Source organism: Nostoc sp. (assembly GCF_036919595.1).
Taxonomy (GTDB): Bacteria; Cyanobacteriota; Cyanobacteriia; order Cyanobacteriales; family Nostocaceae; genus Nostoc.
Window position 1 is genome coordinate 1 of sequence record NZ_JBALCO010000118.1, and the last position, 17623, is coordinate 17623.

Here is a 17623-nt window from a genome sequence, read left to right on the forward strand (position 1 = left end):
AGTCATACTCTGCGTATTTTTCTGCGCCAGCGTTTTGGTATTGATGTTCTTACTTTTGAACAGCATCCTGTGGCTTAATTCACATAAGGCGTTAAGTATAATTTCCTTCTCAGCCTTTAGTTCCCAATTACTATTACTAATTAAGTTGGTGAAAAAAATGTGTTTATACCAACCTAATTATTGTAAAAATATACAACTTTTAAATATTTGCGTCTTATTCGAGCCGGAATTTTTTTATTCCATCCGGAATTTTTATTTCTGGCAGGACTTAGGAGTTACCCCAAACTTCTTACGAAAAGCATTACTAAATGAAGGTAGGCTAGCATAGCCTACTGCATGTGCAACTTCTGTGACTTTCATATTTCCTTCAATAAGCAGCTTATAGGCTAGTTCCATTCGGCGGTGGTGCAGATAGCCAAATACCGTAGTCCCAAAAACCTGCTTAAAGCCTTGCTTCATTGTGCAATCATTTAAACCAACTTGTCGTGCTAGTTCGATAAGAGAGGGTGGGTTGTCTAAATGTTTCAACAAAATTTCCTTAACATCATAGATGCAGTCAATATCTGATGGGTTGAGTGAATTAATCTGCAAGCGACCTTGCTTAATTTGTACTTCTTGATCAACTACCATTGCAACTAGTTCCCAAATCTTACCTTCAAGATAAATTTGTTTAGTAAAGCCTTGGTAGGGACATTGAAGAATTTGCTGCACTGCTATTTGCATTGCAGGAGTTTGAGTCCCATAGCGTTCATAAGTCGGTTGATCCCAACGTCTAATAAGATGTTCTAATTCTCTCGGAAGTTTACCAGACGTATTTTCTGTAAAGTAGCGAAATGCATTTGGATGTATGTGAACAGCTACTTCTACTATTCGCTGTGATTTAGCCTCAAATACATCACACTCAGATGCCATCCCACTACCACTCAAAAAGTATTCTCCAGTCTTGAACTCAAGGTCTTTAAATTCGCTCTCTAGCAAAACTGAGAATCTAAATTCTAATGGATGTTTTCGCTCATGACATTTTAAAATTAATGATTTGGGCTGCTGATAATTGGAAATGTCTAAGGATATGCCCTCTCGTAGCTGAATGTGTCGCCAATACCCTTCCCCAAATTGATACTTTCTGGTAATATCAAAACTATCTAAAATATTATTCTGAATTATGTCTGCTTTGTCCAGTAGTTTTAAGTAATCTGCTTGTGAAAGAATAAGTGTCATATGAATAGGAAGTTTTGAAAATTTGGGGAGGTTCTTTTTATTTATATTTTCGAGTGGTTGATTGCTATACTAAATTGTTAAATATCATAATTCAATAAACCTTTTTGATAACGATTACACTAGAATTTATAATTATCTTTTAGCTGGATAACATCTTTTTTAGTAGCAATGAGTGGTTGCCATAAATAAATATCCTTTTTATTTAGTTCATCTGATAATGTTGGTGGATCTATCTGCCTTAGTAAAGTAAAAACGAAAAAAGCATATTGATTAATTAAATTTTATTTTGTTTGAATAAAATTTATCCAATCACAAATTAGCTAAAAATCCTTTGTTTCAAAAGGTTTTTAGCTAGCTCTCTGCTCATGGCTTTGCCAGAATAACTAATAATAGTTAAAATTATCACTGAAGCAAGTATTGAAATGTAATCAATTTAACAGTTTAATCAATTTTTACCAACAATTACGGTATACTGACAAAGCAAGTCTTAATTGAAGAGATGGATTGCGATCGCACTTACAAGATGACGAACAATTTGCTAGGTGATTACTCAGTCTTTATCAAAAACCACATCCTGAAGCCAAAGACTGAATTTCTCCCTGGATATTGCCACGCGCAAATGGTTCGGCGAATTCTGACATTAAAGGCGTAAAGTAGATAGGCGATCGCTGTAAAAATCGTTCTAAAATTTTCTGACGACCTGTGATATAATCTGCCTCTGCCACCCAGCTATATTCTTGACGAATGGCATGGGCGTATTCTAGATATTGGACTGGGTTAGTAGCCAAAATCGCTAAATCTGCATCAAGTAGGACTTGGCTATCACAGTCATCCACCGCAGCTTTGTGGTCTTTAGTGTTCAGAATCAGACGCGTGACAGTAGTTATAGTACTTTCTGGAATACCCAAATTACTCAGCAATTCAAAAGCATAGTCTGCGCTTTTTTGTTCATTATCTTGAGCTTCAGTGTCATACACTACATCGTGAAACCAGGCAGCTAGTTGAACAGTAGCTAAGTTGTTCGTGTAGCCTTGCAAAATATGAATTGTGTTAAGGACGCAATCAACGTGTTTCAGTGTATGGTAGTAGCGACCAGGGGTAGAGTAAGCTGCAACCAAGCGATTAAAAGCTTTCTCAGCCGCTACCTGGCCAACACCAAAGGATTGGAGTGTGTGTTGCCACTTAGAAAATAAAATATCCATAAAGTTTTCTGTAGGCATAGAGTGAGTATACCCATTCTTAATATTGGAAAAAACAGGTACATGCTGTTAAAACAGCAGTAGAAGACAATACGGTTCAGTTAAGGCTATACCTCTTTGTCAAAGTCAATTTTTTTTAATGAACCGCAGAGGCGCAGAGAACACAGAGAGAAGGGAGAAATGCTTAACTGAACTGTATTGCAGTGGAAGACTTCAAGTAGAACCTCACCTTCTAACTCCGTTAACAGAAAGAGGGGACAATTTTCCCCCCCTTACTTGCAGCTACGGTGTACACACAAGTATGACCAGCATAAGTTTTAACTCTTCTAGAAGTTTCGTAGGGTGCGTTATGAACACGCCGAAATAACAAATGCATTCGCCGAAATAACAAATGCATTCGCCGAAGTAACAAATGCATTCGCCGAAATAACAAATGAGTTCGCCGAAATAACAAATGCGTTCCCCGAAATAACAAATGCGTTCCCCGAAATAACAAATGAGTTCGCCGAAATAACAAATGAGTTCGCCGAAATAACAAATGAGTTCGCCGAAATAACAAATGAGTTCGCCGAAATAACAAATGAGTTCCCCGAAATAACAAATGCGTTCGCCGAAATAACAAATGAGTTCGTCATGATTACAACAATTTAGCTTTGACGCGGGAGCGTAACGCACCGCAAATCTTTGGCGGATGAGTGAGCAGGGGGTGTTACCAGCATTGCGGCGACGCGGGGAAAAAGCTGATGTAGAAGCGTTTACACCTCATGATTTTAGAAGAACTTTTATCGGTAATCTATTGGGTGCGGGTGCAAATATCGTCACGGTAGCCAAACTTGCAGGTCATGCGTCGCCAAATACGACAAGTAAGTATGACAGGCGTGGGGAAGCCGCGAAGAAACGGGCGATTGATTTGCTGAATGTACTGTATAACAGGCAAAAAAATGGCTAATGAGAGATTATTGAGAATCAATTGCGCGCTACTCTTTACTCAATCGAGCCTAACGCAGTATTCGGTATCTCGGCGGACACCCTAGTAACTATCCGACCATGATGTGATCCCTATTGAACTTATCCGCAACTTCACAGGCGATCGCTTTGTGGCAGTTTTACAAAATGAACCTATACCAATTCGCCAACAAGATGCGACAATTATGCAACCACTAGCGCAGGTGATTAATTTGGCGTTGGTTGATAAGCCAGAAATCCACTTTAAGAGTGCAGCTGAATTTAAGCGGGCGTTGTTAAATGCATTGTGATGGTAGAGTTTACAGTAGTTTTTATGTATTTAATCTACATCTGTGGTAGGGGCCTTACGCCTCTACGATAGAATATTTTTTCAATTGCAAGTCTCTAGAACAGCACGGCATAAGTAAATTGCTTCTCACCTTTGGCGAATATTCCGAATTACGAATTCAGCGTCATGGTGACAGCTAAATGAAAGAGTCAAAATAGAAGACACAGGCTTTCGACAAAAAGCCTCGCCTTAATTAACGGAGTTTATTATCAGTGGTATTACAAGTACAAGCAAGCACCTACGAAGCTAAAACCCAAGAAATTGCTAAACAACTTCTAGCAGCAACCCAGGAAAATCGTTCGTTTTTTTCTTCCCTGCGGGATCAAATGCGCTGGGATGATAAATTACTAGCTTGGGCGATGAGTAATCCTGGGTTGCGGGTGCAACTATTTCGTTTTATAGATACACTACCTGCTTTGCACAGTAAATCAGAAATTGCCTCACATTTACAAGAGTATCTAGGAGATGAATCTGTAGAATTACCGGCAGCTTTAAAGGGGATGCTAAACTTTGCTAACCCCGACTCTATGCCCGGACAAGTTGCTGCTACAACCGTTGGTACAGCGGTTGAAACTCTCGCTCATAAATATATTTCTGGGGAAAATATTAAACAAGTCATCAAAACAGTTGAAAGACTGCGAAAAGAAAAAATGGCTTTCACCATCGACTTACTTGGTGAGGCGGTGATTACAGAAGCCGAAGCGCAGTCTTATCTAGAACGCTATCTAGAATTAATCCAACAATTGGTAGAAGCATCGAAAAATTGGGCAGTTATCCCGGCTATTGATGAGGCTGATGGCGAACCAATCCCAAAAGTTCAGGTTTCTGTGAAGTTAACGGCGTTTTATTCGCAATTTGACCCTTTAGATGCTAAAGGTAGTGAGGAGCGAGTTAGCGATCGCATTCGGATTCTTTTACGTCGTGCTAAAGAGTTGGGCGCAGCTGTGCATTTTGATATGGAACAGTATGCCTATAAAGACATAACTCTCAGCATCCTGAAAAAACTGTTACTAGAAGAAGAGTTTCGGCAACGCACAGATATTGGCATGACAATCCAAGCATATCTGCGTGATAGTGAACAAGATACCAAAGAGCTAATTTCTTGGTTGAAACAACGTGGTTATCCCCTAACAATCCGCTTAGTGAAAGGCGCATATTGGGATCAGGAAACAATAAAGGCAGCACAAAAGCATTGGCCACAACCAGTTTACAACGACAAAGCGGCAACTGATGCTAACTTTGAAACTATCACTCAGTTATTGCTAGAAAATCATCAATATGTGTATTCTGCCATTGGTAGCCATAATGTGCGATCGCACTCTCGCGCCATTGCCATAGCTGAAAGTTTAAATGTCCCTCATCGTCGCTTTGAATTGCAAGTCCTCTACGGTATGGGGGATAAAGTTGCAAAGGCGTTGGTTGACAAGGGTTATCGGGTCAGAGTTTACTGTCCCTACGGTGAATTATTGCCTGGGATGGCGTATTTAATTCGTCGATTGTTGGAAAATACAGCTAATAGTTCTTTTTTACGGCAAAATCTCGAAAATCGACCGATTGAGGAATTATTAGCGCCGCCGATTGTCAAACAGGAGAAGAACTCTTTTACTCCTAACTCTCATTTCCTTGGGGCGGCAGATACCGATTATGCGGTGGATGAGGTGAGAAGGAAAGGGGTGCAAGCTTTCCAAAGCGTTCGTCAACAATTGGGTAAAACTTATCTACCGTTGATTAATGGGGAGCATGTTAATCCGCCGGAATTTGTTGATTCTCTCAATCCTTCTAATTTCAGCGAGGTAGTTGGTAAAGTTGGATTGATCAGTGTTGAACAAGCGGAACAGGCGATGCAAGCTGCCAAAATGGCGTTTCCTGGGTGGAGGAAAACACCAGCTAAACAACGCGCTGATATTTTGCGGAAAGCGGGCGATTTGATGGAACTCCGCCGCGCTGAACTTTCAGTTTGGATAGTTTTGGAAGTTGGGAAACCAGTTAAGGAAGCTGATGGAGAGGTTTCTGAGGCGATAGACTTCTGTCGGTACTACGCTGATGAGATAGAACGGTTAGACAAAGGTGTTAATTACGACATTTCAGGTGAAACAAATCGTTATATTTACCAACCACGGGGTATTGCTGTAGTGATTTCTCCCTGGAATTTTCCGCTAGCGATCGCTTGTGGGATGACTGTTGCAGCTTTGGTTTCAGGCAATTGTACTCTCCTCAAACCGGCCGAAACATCTTCTATCATTGCTGCCAAACTCACAGAAATCTTGGTAGATGCTGGTTTTCCCAAAGGTGTATTTCAATACGTACCTGGTAAAGGTTCGCAAGTCGGCGCTTACTTGGTAAATCATCCAGATACTCATATAATTGCTTTTACGGGTTCTCAAGAAGTAGGTTGTAGAATTTACGCAGATGCGGCAACTTTAAAACCCGGACAAAAGCATATGAAACGGGTGATTGCTGAAATGGGCGGCAAGAATGCCATTATCGTAGATGAAAGTGCTGATTTAGACCAAGCTGTTGTGGGGGTAGTGCAATCGGCATTTGGTTACAGTGGCCAAAAATGTTCTGCCGCCTCAAGGGTGATTGTGCTGGAACCGATTTATGATACCTTTGTGCAGCGATTGGTGGAAGCGACAAAATCCTTGAATATTGGGGAAGCAGAGTTAGCGAGTACACAAGTTGGACCGGTAATTGATGCTAATGCCCGCGATCGCATCCGCGAGTATATTGAGAAGGGTAAGGCAGAAGCAAAGGTGGCGTTGGAATTACCAGCACCCGAACAAGGATATTTTGTCGGGCCTGTCATCTTTAGTGAAGTATCGCCAAATGCAGTAATTTCCCAGGAAGAAATTTTTGGCCCTGTGCTGGCGGTAATTCGGGTGAAAGATTTCCAGGAAGCGTTAGCAGTCGCCAATGGAACTAACTACGCTTTGACTGGAGGACTTTATTCTAGAACACCTTCGCACATTCAGCAGGCGCAGACAGAGTTTGAAGTCGGGAATTTGTACATCAACCGCAATATTACAGGAGCGATCGTTGGCCGGCAACCCTTTGGCGGATTCAAACTTTCTGGAGTCGGTTCTAAAGCAGGCGGTCCCGATTACTTACTGCAATTCCTGGAACCACGCGCGGTGACAGAAAATATTCAGCGCCAAGGTTTTGCACCAATTGAAGGTGCAGATTAAAGTATAAAAGTAGGGTGGGAAAAAACCCACCTTTTTTTATCTATTAGCTGTATACATTTGATGAGTAATTTAGTTATAAGAGTTGCTGATTTACCTGAAGAATTTCCAGCAATTCAAGCAATTAGAATATCAGTTTTTCAGCAAGAACAAGGGGTAGATCCTGCTTTAGAGTTTGATGGGAAAGATGATATATCTGACCATTTGATTGCTTATTTAGATGGAGAAGCTGTAGGTACTACTAGAATTAGATATTTAGATGAAAAAACTGCCAAAATAGAAAGACTTGCCGTTTTGTCTATAGCTAGAGGACAGGGTATTGGTAAGAAAATTATGGTTGAGGCATTACAGGTTATAGCTAGTAAAAATATTCCAGAAGTTCTGATTCACGCCCAAGAATATGTGAAATCTTTATACCAAAAATTGGATTTTGTAGAAGAAGGAAAAATTTTTCAAGAAGCTGGTATTGCCCATGTGATAATGAGAAAAAAATTTTATATTGGACAATTCTTGCTGTAGGTTGAAAAATCCCCAGTCTGAGTGCGACATTGTTTATTCACATCTGTAACCAATCAATTTCGCCCTATCTACCCAGATCCTTTTTAACAATGAGTGGGATAAGTGACGCTAGTCGTAATATACCAGACACAACGAACACTTCCACTATGCCAAAAGACCCAGCAAATTGAGCGATAAAGCCACCTATAGTTGCTCCTAAAGCACCACTCGCCCCAGCAATAGCAGCAGCGATCGCAAAATAGATAGACTGATTTTTTACTGATGCAATCTCTATCTGGAGATTATTGCTGCATAAGTCAACTGCTCCCCAATTAGCTCCAATGAAAATGTGCAATAGCGGAAACCACAGCCAGAGATCGAGAGGACTAGAACCAATCGTCAGCCACAGCCAGGGGATGACGGCAGTTAGAATTCCACAAGAAATTAGAATCGGACGATTGCCTATTCTATCTGCTAATTTACCCCACACGAGGAGCATTAGCATATGTGCCCCTGCTCGCAGACTGTTGTAGAAAGTTACCCAACTCACATCCAGGTTCAGCGTATCTAGCAAGTAGAGGTTAAAAAACGGGGCACTTAGGTTAACAGCAAACGCCCAGAAGCCGAAATAAAGCAGAAAGACCAAAAAATTAGAGTTTTTCCAGATGCTGCTATCTATCTGATTTTGAGGGGTCGGCATTTGCGGGAGATAGATTGCTTCAGATATTTCACTAGATTCATTTGGTGCTGAGTCTAAATGAATCTCACTTGTTTGAGATAAGCTTGCATAATAGGTGTTTTGTAATTGGGGATTAATATCTTCCTGGAAATACTGACACCACAAGCTCACTATTCCAAAGATAATGCCAAAGAACAAAATCACTCCATAACCTTGGATAGTCCCCCCATACCAATGTGATACAGCTAGACCAGCTATTGGCAAGGTGAGTAACTCGGTGAGGTTGGCAAAGCTATTGCGTAGCCCGAAATATCTACCTCGCAATTGCCGTGGGACTAACATTGCTATCCAACTTAACCACGATGCAGTTCCTAGTCCTCCTAAAAGATGACTGCATACGAGAATCAAGAGCGACAATATCACCAATTGGTTTGAATTAAGCCCTCCCCAACTAAAGCTAGCAATGCCAATTACTAAAATCAGCCACAGTAGCCGAGCAATTCCATGAGTGCGAAGGGAATTCTGAAGGCGGCTAGTGCTGCGTTCAGACAAGTAAGCACCCATCGGCTGAAAGAGATTCGCTAACATGGGGATAGAGGATATCATGCTAAACACCACCGGACTGGCATCCAACTCGACCAAGAAATTACCCAGCAAAACCCCGCCAGTGGCAATATTGAAAACTGCTGCGAAGATACCATCGACAGTGGAGGCTTTCATACTGGTGCGAATAGCATCTTTGGAAATTCGCGGGGTGGGTGTTGAGGTAGGAGTGAGTGTTGTTGATGGCGAAGCAATCTGAGCAATTTCTAGAGTTAGAGGCACACCTGTCTCAGGTTGAAAAGAATCCATAAATTTAATATTTAAGAGTATAAGAAGTTGTTTGAAAAGTGGTTGGCTGTGATTTTAGGCACTTATCGATCCCCTTAGCCCATGCCAGTCGCTCCACTTGGGGAAACCCCATACGCTCTCGCGTTCGCAGACTCGTTGGCAGAGCCTCTGGTAAAGTTAAGGCTGCGCTATGTGCATTAATACTAATAATTATTAATGATTTACGATTGCTATTTAACCATCATTAGCCAGATATTGGAAATCTTCGTGTATTACACTATGAAGTGGGAAAGGGGGGATAAAGTGCTAAACCAGTAAAAGTATTAGATAAAATATTTAGAATATAGAATATAGGTGCTGTATTGGCGAATTGGGACTAAAAAGATGAATGCGATCGCGTAGTGTTTATATTGGTGTTTCGTTCATCCGAAAATCGCTATGATTTAAATATCGGATTAATATTGACTCTAATTGAACTACTTGAATTGGTTTGAGAAGATAGTCGTTAGCACCAGCTTGCACAATAGAAAGCTTCTCTGAAGGTTCACTAAAGCCCATCATCACCACCTGCAAATGCTGCAAAGAAGGTTCTTGTTTGAGAATATTTAGCAAATCCCAGCCACTAACATCATCTACTAATTGGACATCCAAAAAAATTAAATCTGGCTGTAGGGTTCGCACCTCTTCCAAAAATTTGTTTTTGTTGTCTATCCACTTGACTTGGTAACCAATTGTCTGGAGATAATTTTGCAACACTATGCCAGTGTTTTCTTCTTCAACTATCAAAATAGTTTTATTTTTGGGAAGAACTAGGGAGGATGAGGAAGATGTTGCTTGAGTATCTTCCTTAGCTTCATCTGCTGCTGCCAGATGCTCCGGGTTTGGTAAAAACAAAGTAAACTGACTCCCTTCTCCCAAAATCGATGTCACAGTGACATCTCCACCATGCAAACGCGCTAATTTGCGTGTTAAAGCTAAACCCAAACCTGTGCCTTCATACTGCCGATTTAACTGACTGTCAAGCTGTTTAAACGGTTCAAATAGAAATTGAAACTGATTTGAGTCTATACCAATTCCAGTATCTGAAATTGTAAAGGTCATCCCTTGCAGTACTTTTTCTACTACCAGCGATACCTGACCGACTGGGGTGAATTTAATGGCATTAGTGAGCAGGTTGAGTAGCATTTGCTTGATGCGCCGCTCATCAGCAATCAGAATATCCGCTTCTAGGTCAATTTCATGTGTGAGTTGCAATCCTTTTTCTAAGGCGCGATCGCACACTGTCCATATGGCATAATTACATAAATCTGACACTAGCAAAGGTGAGAGTAAAAGTTCCTCTTTGCCTGCTTCCACCTTAGATAAGTCAAGGATATCGTTAATCAGTTCTAGTAGGTGTTCACCACTACTATATATACAACTTACATATTCGTTCTGCTTTTCATTGAGAGAGCCAACTATTTTTTGTTGCAATAACTGTGATAAGCCCATAATTGCATTCAGAGGTGTCCGCAACTCATGGCTCATGGTTGCTAAAAATTCACTTTTTGCCCGACTAGCAGCTTCTGCTGCTTCTTGAGAGGCACGTAGTTTCAACTCTATTTGCTTACGTTCAGTAATGTCCTCAATCATCGCTATAAAAAACTCCGGTTCACCATTGCTGTCTGGTATAACAGAAACAGAGATATGAGTCCAAACTAAGCTACCATCTTGATGTAGGCAGCGTCTTTCCATTTCAATGCGATGTCTATCGACAAGCTGTTCCTGAAGTTCGGAGTGTTGGAAACCGAACCTTGAAGTTTTTCCTGAGTTTGTACGAATTCCTAACACCAGTTGTTTGTAAAGTTTTAAATCCCCCCTTTGTATAGAAATGTAATCTATAAAGTGCTTGCCGGATAACTCTTCTCGGCTGTATCCTAAAATCTCGCACAGTGCCGGATTAGTATCGACTATTTCCGCTTTCATATCTATAAGTCCAATGCCGATAGAAGAACGCTCAAAAATCGCCCGAAATTGCGCCTCACTCTGTCGCAGTGCTTCCTGGACGACGTTTCGCTCGCTTGCTTCTATAGCCAGGGTGACGAAATCTGCAATCGAGCCAGCAAAAGTCTCTTCTTCCAAAGTCCATTGGCGACTTTCGCCTATGTGTTCGTGACAGACTACGCCCACGAAACGATCCTCTAGCCAAATTGGTGCATCCAGCAAGGATGTGATGCCTAAAACAGAAAGATAAGACTCAGATAATTCTTTGGTTCTTGTATCGTTTCTGGCATCATTTGCGGCAATGGTACGTTCCTCTTCTAAAGCCTGGAAATAAGCTGGATAATCTTTTTGTGAAAGCGAGTTACCAAAGCTATGCTCCTTAGTACTCACATCATATAAATCGATGCATTCAATTTTTGAACGTTCTTGATTATATAACCACACCCCAACTCGCTGCACTAAGAGCGTCTGAGCAGTAGTTTCTGTGATTTCCCTTAAGACTGCGTTGAGATTACCTTGCTGAAATGTCCTGCTCCTTGCCAGTTGCACCAGTGTCTGACTTTGTTTTCGCCGACCATTTTCTTTGATTTGTAAAGCCTCGTGGGTCAATACCACCTGCATTAGTTGCCCTCAAGAAAAAATAATTTTGTCTTGCAGTTCTAAGGCAAAATTAGAACCGTCCTTGTATAACTACAATTACTTCATAAGGTTGTTTATAACCGGAAAGTATATTTTTTCTAATTAAATCAGATGATTTTGGATAAGGAATTCCAAACTAGATTTTATTTATAACTTCTATTACTTCATGCCAGTGATTTTTACTAGAGGATAATTAATATTTAAAATAATTTCACTATCAAGTAATTCTACTATTAAGTAGTATAGTATTATTTTGAATTTGGGTCTAGGGAACTGTAGGAAGTATGAAGTAGGGAGTGGTGTAGTTTCATTACTTGAAAAGCGATGTAAGTCAATTTGTTGCTTAGTGCTGATAGCAATTCTTTGTGAAACTGCACAAAACCAAGCTTGGTGAGACGAACTTGGGGCAAAATCCCCAAGTTTCAGGAGCAACCTCACAGATAATCGGTATGACGACCAAAACAACCTTGATTCTCCTAGAGAAAGATACCTAATGACTCAAATTTTGCCAAAATCTAAGATGACGGTAGCTTTTATGGAGGTGAAGCGATGACGGATAGTAATGTGAGAATAGTTTCCCTAATTCCCGGTGGAACAGAGATTTTAGCGACACTAGGGTTGGTTAATGCTATTGTGGGGCGATCGCACGAATGCGACTATCCTCCAGAAATCCACAATCGCCCCATTTGTACCCAAGCCCGCTTAAACTCCAATGCCTCCAGCAGCCAAATTCATGATGATGTGAACAATTTATTACAATCTGCTCTTAGTATCTATGAAATCAAAACAGATGTTTTAGAGCAGTTGCAGCCTACCCACATTCTCACGCAAGACCAGTGTGATGTTTGTGCTGTTAACTTAGACGAGGTTGAAAAGGCAGTTGCCACACTCATTCATAGTAAACCTCAGATAATTTCTTTACAACCTAATGTTCTCCAAGATGTTTGGGCTGATATTGAGCGAGTCGGCAACACCTTTAAAGTAGACTCGGTTAAAGTTCTAGAAAACTTAGAAGCTCGTGTCAAAATTTGTCAGCAAAGAATCCAAGGACTTTCTTTAAATGAAGTGCCTACTGTCGCCTGCATCGAGTGGACTGATCCTTTGATGATCGCTGGTAATTGGATTCCGGAATTAGTTAACTTAGCAGGAGGGCACTCTTTGTTTAGCGTTACAAGTCAGCCTTCTCCTATCTTGCCGTGGGAAACACTATTAGCAAGTAACCCAGATATCATTGTTTTTATGCTTTGTGGCTTTGATTTAAATCGCACTCGTCAAGAAGCCAATTTGTTAACTCAACGTTCAGACTGGGAAAAACTGCACGCTACCCAATCCGGTAGGGTGTACATCACTGATGGCAATTCTTACTTTAATCGTCCAGGACCGCGACTGGTAGATTCTCTAGAAATTTTGGCTGAAATTTTACATCCAGAAATTTTTCAATACGGCTACAAAGGAACCGGTTGGGAACCTTTGTAATTTAGCTAAATGTGCAACCCTGATGATTTGGTTAAGGTGAGTTAGATAAACTTTTCCCTGATTTGAACTAAAGTTCAAGTCTGTCCTTCTGGCACTCCTAGAGGGACAGTAATGGGTAGTAAAATCTCTGGTATTTTGATTTAGCTAGTTAGGCGAACACCACACGAGCCGTCGAACTCACGTTTGGTTATGGTGTTTGTTCAGAATCCGTCGATGGTTCATTGTTAAATAACAGCAGGCGTGCAGCGAGGATGGCAAAGCCCACAGCAGCGATCGCTTTTAACAAGCGTGTAGGTAATAATTCTGCTACTGCTCCCCCTGCTAATGCTCCCAACAAGCTTGTCAACAGCAGTGCGCCTGCTGCGCCAAAAAATACTGCACGCGGAGAATTAGAACGCCCTGAAAGTGCGATCGCCGCTAGCTGACTTTTGTCACCCAATTCTGATAAAAAAACTGTAATAAAGCTCAGTCCTAAAAGATGCCAATCCATATGATTAAGGGGGATGGGGGAGCAGAGGAGATCAGGAAGCACAGGAAGCGGATCAATTACAAATTACCAATCCAAAATCTAAAATTTAAAATCCAAAATTGAATGACTCCTAACTAACCTTGGAATATATCCCAAAACAGCATTAGGGAAATCACCAACAACATTACGCCTGCTGATTTTTCTATAGTTTTCGGGCTGAGTCGGTTGGCTATCCAACTACCTAAAAGCACACCTAATAAGCTGGTGGTTATCAACGCAGCCGCAGATCCTATAAATACAACCCACGGCGAATGAGATTGTGCACTCATTAACAGCGTGGATAGCTGAGTCTTATCTCCAATTTCTGCTAGAAAAATAGTTACAAAAGTTGTACCAAAAACTACTACCACTGATTGCTGCTTTTGAGGACTATCCGCAACTACAGCCTGAACTGGCTGGGCGATCGCTGGAGTTAAGTTAAAATCAGTGCTGTCTTTCAGTTCTAGCTCAGTCTCAGTCTTAGATATGCCAGAAATGTCCAAAGGAGCAGAGTCAAGTTTCACGAGCAGTAGTTTTGTTGGTAGGTTGCTTTCATATTTCTATCATATTCTCAGATTGTTGTAATAAATTGCAACTCCACAGATGAAGACAAAAAAATTATCGGGTGTGTTTGCGTCCTTGCATCCTCTTTACAATCCAACAGCTTTATTGAAGCGGATTATTTCCAAACTGCGATCGCCATATACTCCCTCTATTTGCTGGCGACAGCAGTCAATGGCAAAATCGTTGATTTCTTCTGGTTCAACCCCATACATATCTTGAAACACTTCTGATTCCACACGGCAGAAACGAGGACGATCTGAGTAGATGCGGCATTCTCGCGTGGTCTGGTCGAAATTAACGCACCATCCCCCTTCGCCTACCATGCTGAGATAAAGTTCTAGTTCTGGCGGAGAGAGATACTCATCCAAATCTGGACGCTCTGCTGGATCAAGATTACAGCAGGCTCCACATTGCTTTACACATTGCCAAGTTGCCATTTTGTATTAGGGACTGGGGACTGGGGACTGGGGAGTGGGGGAGGCAGGGGAAGCAGGGCGAGAGTTCCTGACTAATGACTCTTGACTAATGACTAATGACCCTATTTTACGTTCTTATGTCTTTTCTTATAATTTTGTTAAGTAAATTAAATCTAACAGGTCATGACCAGATATGATCGATTGCGGGTTTTGTAACTAAGTTATTGAATTTTTCAAGACAATTGGGAGGAGAAGAGGAAAAATGTTTGACGCCGTGTCTGATTTGTTTAATGCTTTTACCAGTATCAATTGGGAAGTTATCTTCCAATTGCTGTCCGTGGCGCTAATTGTAATTGCTGGGCCAGTGGTAATCTTTTTGCTGGCATTTCGCAACGGCAACCTATAATAGTGCTGAGTGCTGACTAAGGAGTTGACAGTTAAGAGTTAGGAATGAGAAGTTAATTCATAATTCATAATTCATAACTCATAACTCAGCACTCAGCATTGATAACGCCTGAAGGGCAACTTGAATAATACTGTCATACTGTGGTTGAGAAATATCAACCTCCTTGGCGTTTTGACGATTAGTGCCCAGCAAACCGATTGTATGTCCTGGCTGCATGGCTAAAACTTTGCCTTCAGAATTTCTAATTCTTAATTCTGCTTCAATACCGTTTTTATAGAAACCACAAGTATAATGTCGCTTGTTGTATTCAAAAGTTGTGCTTGATGGGGTAGGTGGCGAAGCAAAAAATTGTTGAGGGTGAATTGGCAGTCTAACACCTATTAACTCTAGCTCGATGGTGGTGTTACCGTTAAAGTAATTTTCTCGCAGTTTGTAAGCAACATCCACTCGCGGTGGTAAGCGGAAGTAGTCGCCCCAACGCCAAGCGATCGCTTTAATTTTGTACTCCTGATTATCAATAGTTTGAGCAATTGTCAGTTTAATGTGACCCTTACCAACGATTTTTTGCTCAACCACTTGAACATTAGGTGTCCAAAAAACTGGATCAGGGTTGTCCATACCGCAGGGGTGTAGAGTATTAAGCTGTTGATAAAGCTGCTGATTGATTTGATTGAGGTTGACTTCGGCATCAATTTTGAGTAGAGGCTTGAGATGCTGGGGTTCAAGACACTGGTTAGCAAACTCAATCAAACGCGATCGCAACACCTGTAAATTCTCTGCTGGTAGAGAGAATCCCCCGGCTGCTTTGTGTCCGCCAAATTTCCCTAGTAAATCGTGACAATATTCCAAAGCTTCAAATACATGAAACTCTGGAATTGAGCGTGCAGAACCGCGTATATGTTGCTCATCCTCATAAGTCCCGATAAACACGGGAACACCATACCGTTCCACCAAACGGGAGGCGACAATCCCAATAACACCGTGATGCCAATTGGGTTGAACAACAACTAATACACGGTCTTTTTGTAGAGACGCAACAAATTCTGTCTCTACATAAGTGATCGCTTCTTGTTCAATTTGCTCACACATTAACTGGCGAGAAGCGTTGATTTGTTCGCACTGCATTGCTCTTTCTAACGCCACCCCCATATCATCCGTAGTCAGCAATTCAATGACAGTCTGGGGATTACCAATCCGACCAATAGCATTAATTCGTGGTCCCAGGCGAAACCCGATATCTTCAGGCTTTAATGATTTTGGATTTTGGATTTTGGATTTTGGATTTTGGATTTTCTCCTCTGCTCCTCTGCTCCCCTGCTCCCCTGCTCTCTCATCTCCCCTCGCCTGCACGCCACCTACTTGAATTAACGCCTTCACCCCAGCCAAGTTAGATTTGGGTAAATGCTGTAAACCACGTTTTACCCAGCGGCGATTTACGCCAGTTAAGGGAGCTAAATCTGCGATCGTTCCCAGTGTAAATAGTGCTAACATCGGCTGGATCAAGCCTTTAGTCTCCCCTAGTTGTTGTGCTAGAGACACTGCCAAAATGTAGGCAACACCAACACCAGCAACACCCCGATAAGGTGAGGATTCGGCTATTAGTTTGGGATTAAGAATAGCGTTCGCTGGCGGTAATTTTTGGGGGATGTCGTGGTGATCGGTGATAATCACTGCAAGACCAAGTTCTCTAGCTCTAGCAACTGGTTCAAACGCAGATATGCCATTATCTACAGTGAGAATTAATCCTACACCTTCACTGTGGAATTCTTCAACTATGCGTTTATTAATACCGTAACCTTCGTGCATCCGGCTGGGGATAGCATAATCTACTTGTGCGCCTAAAGTGCGGAGACTACGCAAAAGTAGAGCAGTGCTAGTCATTCCATCAGCGTCGTAGTCACCGCAAATAGCAATTTTTGTTTGAAAGGCGATCGCATTTTGCAACAACTCCAAACTAATCGCCAAATCTGGGAATTCTTCCAACGGCGAAGGTAAGACTAAAGACTCTGGCTCTAAAAATGCTTGTACTTGTTCTGATGTTTCCATACCCCGATTAATCAGCAGTTGACTGACAATGGGTGAAATATTTGTCAAAAACGCCTGCTTTTGGGCAAATTCTGGTTTTTGGGGATAAATTTGCCAGCGCTGATTAGGTAAGCGCCTGTTAGGTTTTGATAGTTCAGATACAGCTCGGTCTAGCACAATGCAAGTTAAGATTTTTTAGTTATGAGTGTTGAATTAAAAGTTGTTGCTTAACTCATAACTAATAACATTAATTTGCTATCTAAAACACGTTTATCCTACCATCATCCATAATATACAAAGAGCGATCGCCCGGAGAGCGCAAAGTCGGACGGAGTTCAAGCCGCAATGTACCATAGTTAGGTTTTGAGACAATTGCTTGTAGTGATAAACCTTTTTCGCTCCAAAATATCAGAGATGTATTTGGCTCTGTACCCTCTACTTGTTCTAGATTTAATTTTTGCCCTGGACTCAAGGATATTGCATCAGTCCCAGAGGGTTTTTGAATTTTAATCAGGTTAGGTGTGCTATTTAGAACTTCAACCCGGATGTGTTGCCCAGGTGTAAACTGAATCGGGTGCGACTTACATTTAGAAGCACAAGTTCGAGCTAAAGTATTGCTGGGATTATTGATTGATGTCACTAAAAGGGTAGCTGCAACTAAAGCAAATGACAGAGGCTTAAACATAATACACAGTATAAATACTA

17 protein-coding genes are annotated in these 17623 nt (G+C 41.4%); 7 read left to right on the forward strand and 10 right to left on the reverse strand.

What is annotated here, in order from left to right:
• Positions 1-252: 252 nt before the first annotated feature.
• From V7K21_RS17875 to V7K21_RS17885, 3 genes are all read right to left on the reverse strand, one after another.
• The gene (locus V7K21_RS17875) at positions 253-1218 is read right to left on the reverse strand and encodes a helix-turn-helix transcriptional regulator (RefSeq protein ID WP_335176454.1); all 966 of its coding nucleotides are present in this window, start codon (positions 1216-1218) and stop codon (positions 253-255) included.
• 560 nt (positions 1219-1778) lie between these two features.
• On the reverse strand, positions 1779-2438 hold the full coding sequence (locus tag V7K21_RS17880; RefSeq protein ID WP_335176455.1) for an HD domain-containing protein: 660 nt from the start codon (positions 2436-2438) through the stop codon (positions 1779-1781).
• Positions 2439-2764: 326 nt separating this feature from the next.
• Positions 2765-3052 carry a hypothetical protein gene (locus V7K21_RS17885; protein WP_335176457.1) on the reverse strand — a complete coding sequence of 96 codons (288 nt, stop codon included), beginning with the start codon at positions 3050-3052 and terminating at the stop codon, positions 2765-2767.
• Between the two features lie 56 nt (positions 3053-3108).
• Between V7K21_RS17885 and V7K21_RS17890 the strand changes: the two genes are divergently transcribed.
• From V7K21_RS17890 to V7K21_RS17905, 4 genes are all read left to right on the forward strand, one after another.
• The gene (locus V7K21_RS17890; RefSeq protein WP_335176459.1) at positions 3109-3366 is read left to right on the forward strand and encodes a site-specific integrase; all 258 of its coding nucleotides are present in this window, start codon (positions 3109-3111) and stop codon (positions 3364-3366) included.
• Positions 3367-3469: 103 nt separating this feature from the next.
• Positions 3470-3673, forward strand: coding sequence for a hypothetical protein (locus V7K21_RS17895; protein ID WP_335176461.1), 204 nt, complete (start codon positions 3470-3472; stop codon positions 3671-3673).
• 250 nt (positions 3674-3923) lie between these two features.
• On the forward strand, positions 3924-6896 hold the full coding sequence (gene pruA, locus V7K21_RS17900) for an L-glutamate gamma-semialdehyde dehydrogenase (protein WP_335176463.1): 2973 nt from the start codon (positions 3924-3926) through the stop codon (positions 6894-6896).
• Between the two features lie 60 nt (positions 6897-6956).
• Positions 6957-7412 carry a GNAT family N-acetyltransferase gene (locus V7K21_RS17905; RefSeq protein ID WP_335176465.1) on the forward strand — a complete coding sequence of 152 codons (456 nt, stop codon included), beginning with the start codon at positions 6957-6959 and terminating at the stop codon, positions 7410-7412.
• Between the two features lie 64 nt (positions 7413-7476).
• Here the strand turns inward: V7K21_RS17905 and V7K21_RS17910 are convergent, their stop codons facing one another.
• Positions 7477-8922: an MFS transporter gene (locus V7K21_RS17910; RefSeq protein ID WP_335176467.1), complete on the reverse strand. Its 1446-nt coding sequence runs from the start codon at positions 8920-8922 to the stop codon at positions 7477-7479.
• A 384-nt stretch (positions 8923-9306) separates the two neighbouring features.
• A complete protein-coding gene (locus tag V7K21_RS17915; protein ID WP_335176469.1) occupies positions 9307-11505 on the reverse strand; it encodes a hybrid sensor histidine kinase/response regulator in 2199 nt (732 codons plus the stop codon).
• 383 nt (positions 11506-11888) lie between these two features.
• Here V7K21_RS17915 and V7K21_RS17920 point away from each other — a divergent pair, with 383 nt between their 5' ends.
• Both V7K21_RS17920 and V7K21_RS17925 read left to right on the forward strand, forming a co-directional pair.
• Complete coding sequence (locus tag V7K21_RS17920; RefSeq protein WP_298920357.1) at positions 11889-12017, forward strand: hypothetical protein; 129 nt, start codon at positions 11889-11891, stop codon at positions 12015-12017.
• Positions 12018-12072: 55 nt separating this feature from the next.
• On the forward strand, positions 12073-12999 hold the full coding sequence (locus tag V7K21_RS17925) for a cobalamin-binding protein (RefSeq protein WP_335176472.1): 927 nt from the start codon (positions 12073-12075) through the stop codon (positions 12997-12999).
• A gap of 187 nt (positions 13000-13186) precedes the next feature.
• Here the strand turns inward: V7K21_RS17925 and V7K21_RS17930 are convergent, their stop codons facing one another.
• The 3 genes from V7K21_RS17930 to V7K21_RS17940 form a co-directional block, all read right to left on the reverse strand.
• A complete protein-coding gene (locus tag V7K21_RS17930) occupies positions 13187-13489 on the reverse strand; it encodes a TMEM165/GDT1 family protein (protein ID WP_335114391.1) in 303 nt (100 codons plus the stop codon).
• Between the two features lie 113 nt (positions 13490-13602).
• Positions 13603-14031, reverse strand: coding sequence for a TMEM165/GDT1 family protein (locus tag V7K21_RS17935; protein WP_335176474.1), 429 nt, complete (start codon positions 14029-14031; stop codon positions 13603-13605).
• Between the two features lie 126 nt (positions 14032-14157).
• Positions 14158-14508, reverse strand: coding sequence for a YkgJ family cysteine cluster protein (locus tag V7K21_RS17940; protein ID WP_335176476.1), 351 nt, complete (start codon positions 14506-14508; stop codon positions 14158-14160).
• Between the two features lie 241 nt (positions 14509-14749).
• Here V7K21_RS17940 and psb30 point away from each other — a divergent pair, with 241 nt between their 5' ends.
• Positions 14750-14893: a photosystem II reaction center protein Ycf12/Psb30 gene (gene psb30, locus V7K21_RS17945; RefSeq protein WP_114086065.1), complete on the forward strand. Its 144-nt coding sequence runs from the start codon at positions 14750-14752 to the stop codon at positions 14891-14893.
• A gap of 78 nt (positions 14894-14971) precedes the next feature.
• Here the strand turns inward: psb30 and V7K21_RS17950 are convergent, their stop codons facing one another.
• Together V7K21_RS17950 and V7K21_RS17955 are read right to left on the reverse strand one after the other, a co-directional pair.
• Entirely contained in the window at positions 14972-17095 is a 2124-nt protein-coding gene (locus V7K21_RS17950) for a single-stranded-DNA-specific exonuclease RecJ (RefSeq protein WP_335176478.1), read from the reverse strand.
• A gap of 82 nt (positions 17096-17177) precedes the next feature.
• Positions 17178-17603: a hypothetical protein gene (locus tag V7K21_RS17955; protein ID WP_335176480.1), complete on the reverse strand. Its 426-nt coding sequence runs from the start codon at positions 17601-17603 to the stop codon at positions 17178-17180.
• Positions 17604-17623 lie beyond the last annotated feature (20 nt).

Coding starts and splice junctions, on each gene's coding strand:
- V7K21_RS17890 (WP_335176459.1), top strand. CDS start 3,109: ATGAGTGAGCAGGGGGTGTTACCAGCATTGCGGCGACGCGGGGAAAAA.
- V7K21_RS17905 (WP_335176465.1), top strand. CDS start 6,957: ATGAGTAATTTAGTTATAAGAGTTGCTGATTTACCTGAAGAATTTCCA.
- V7K21_RS17930 (WP_335114391.1), bottom strand. CDS start 13,489: ATGGATTGGCATCTTTTAGGACTGAGCTTTATTACAGTTTTTTTATCA.
- V7K21_RS17955 (WP_335176480.1), bottom strand. CDS start 17,603: ATGTTTAAGCCTCTGTCATTTGCTTTAGTTGCAGCTACCCTTTTAGTG.
- V7K21_RS17915 (WP_335176469.1), bottom strand. CDS start 11,505: ATGCAGGTGGTATTGACCCACGAGGCTTTACAAATCAAAGAAAATGGT.
- V7K21_RS17885 (WP_335176457.1), bottom strand. CDS start 3,052: ATGACGAACTCATTTGTTATTTCGGCGAACGCATTTGTTATTTCGGGG.
- psb30 (WP_114086065.1), top strand. CDS start 14,750: ATGTTTGACGCCGTGTCTGATTTGTTTAATGCTTTTACCAGTATCAAT.
- V7K21_RS17910 (WP_335176467.1), bottom strand. CDS start 8,922: ATGGATTCTTTTCAACCTGAGACAGGTGTGCCTCTAACTCTAGAAATT.
- V7K21_RS17940 (WP_335176476.1), bottom strand. CDS start 14,508: ATGGCAACTTGGCAATGTGTAAAGCAATGTGGAGCCTGCTGTAATCTT.
- V7K21_RS17875 (WP_335176454.1), bottom strand. CDS start 1,218: ATGACACTTATTCTTTCACAAGCAGATTACTTAAAACTACTGGACAAA.
- V7K21_RS17925 (WP_335176472.1), top strand. CDS start 12,073: ATGACGGATAGTAATGTGAGAATAGTTTCCCTAATTCCCGGTGGAACA.
- V7K21_RS17880 (WP_335176455.1), bottom strand. CDS start 2,438: ATGCCTACAGAAAACTTTATGGATATTTTATTTTCTAAGTGGCAACAC.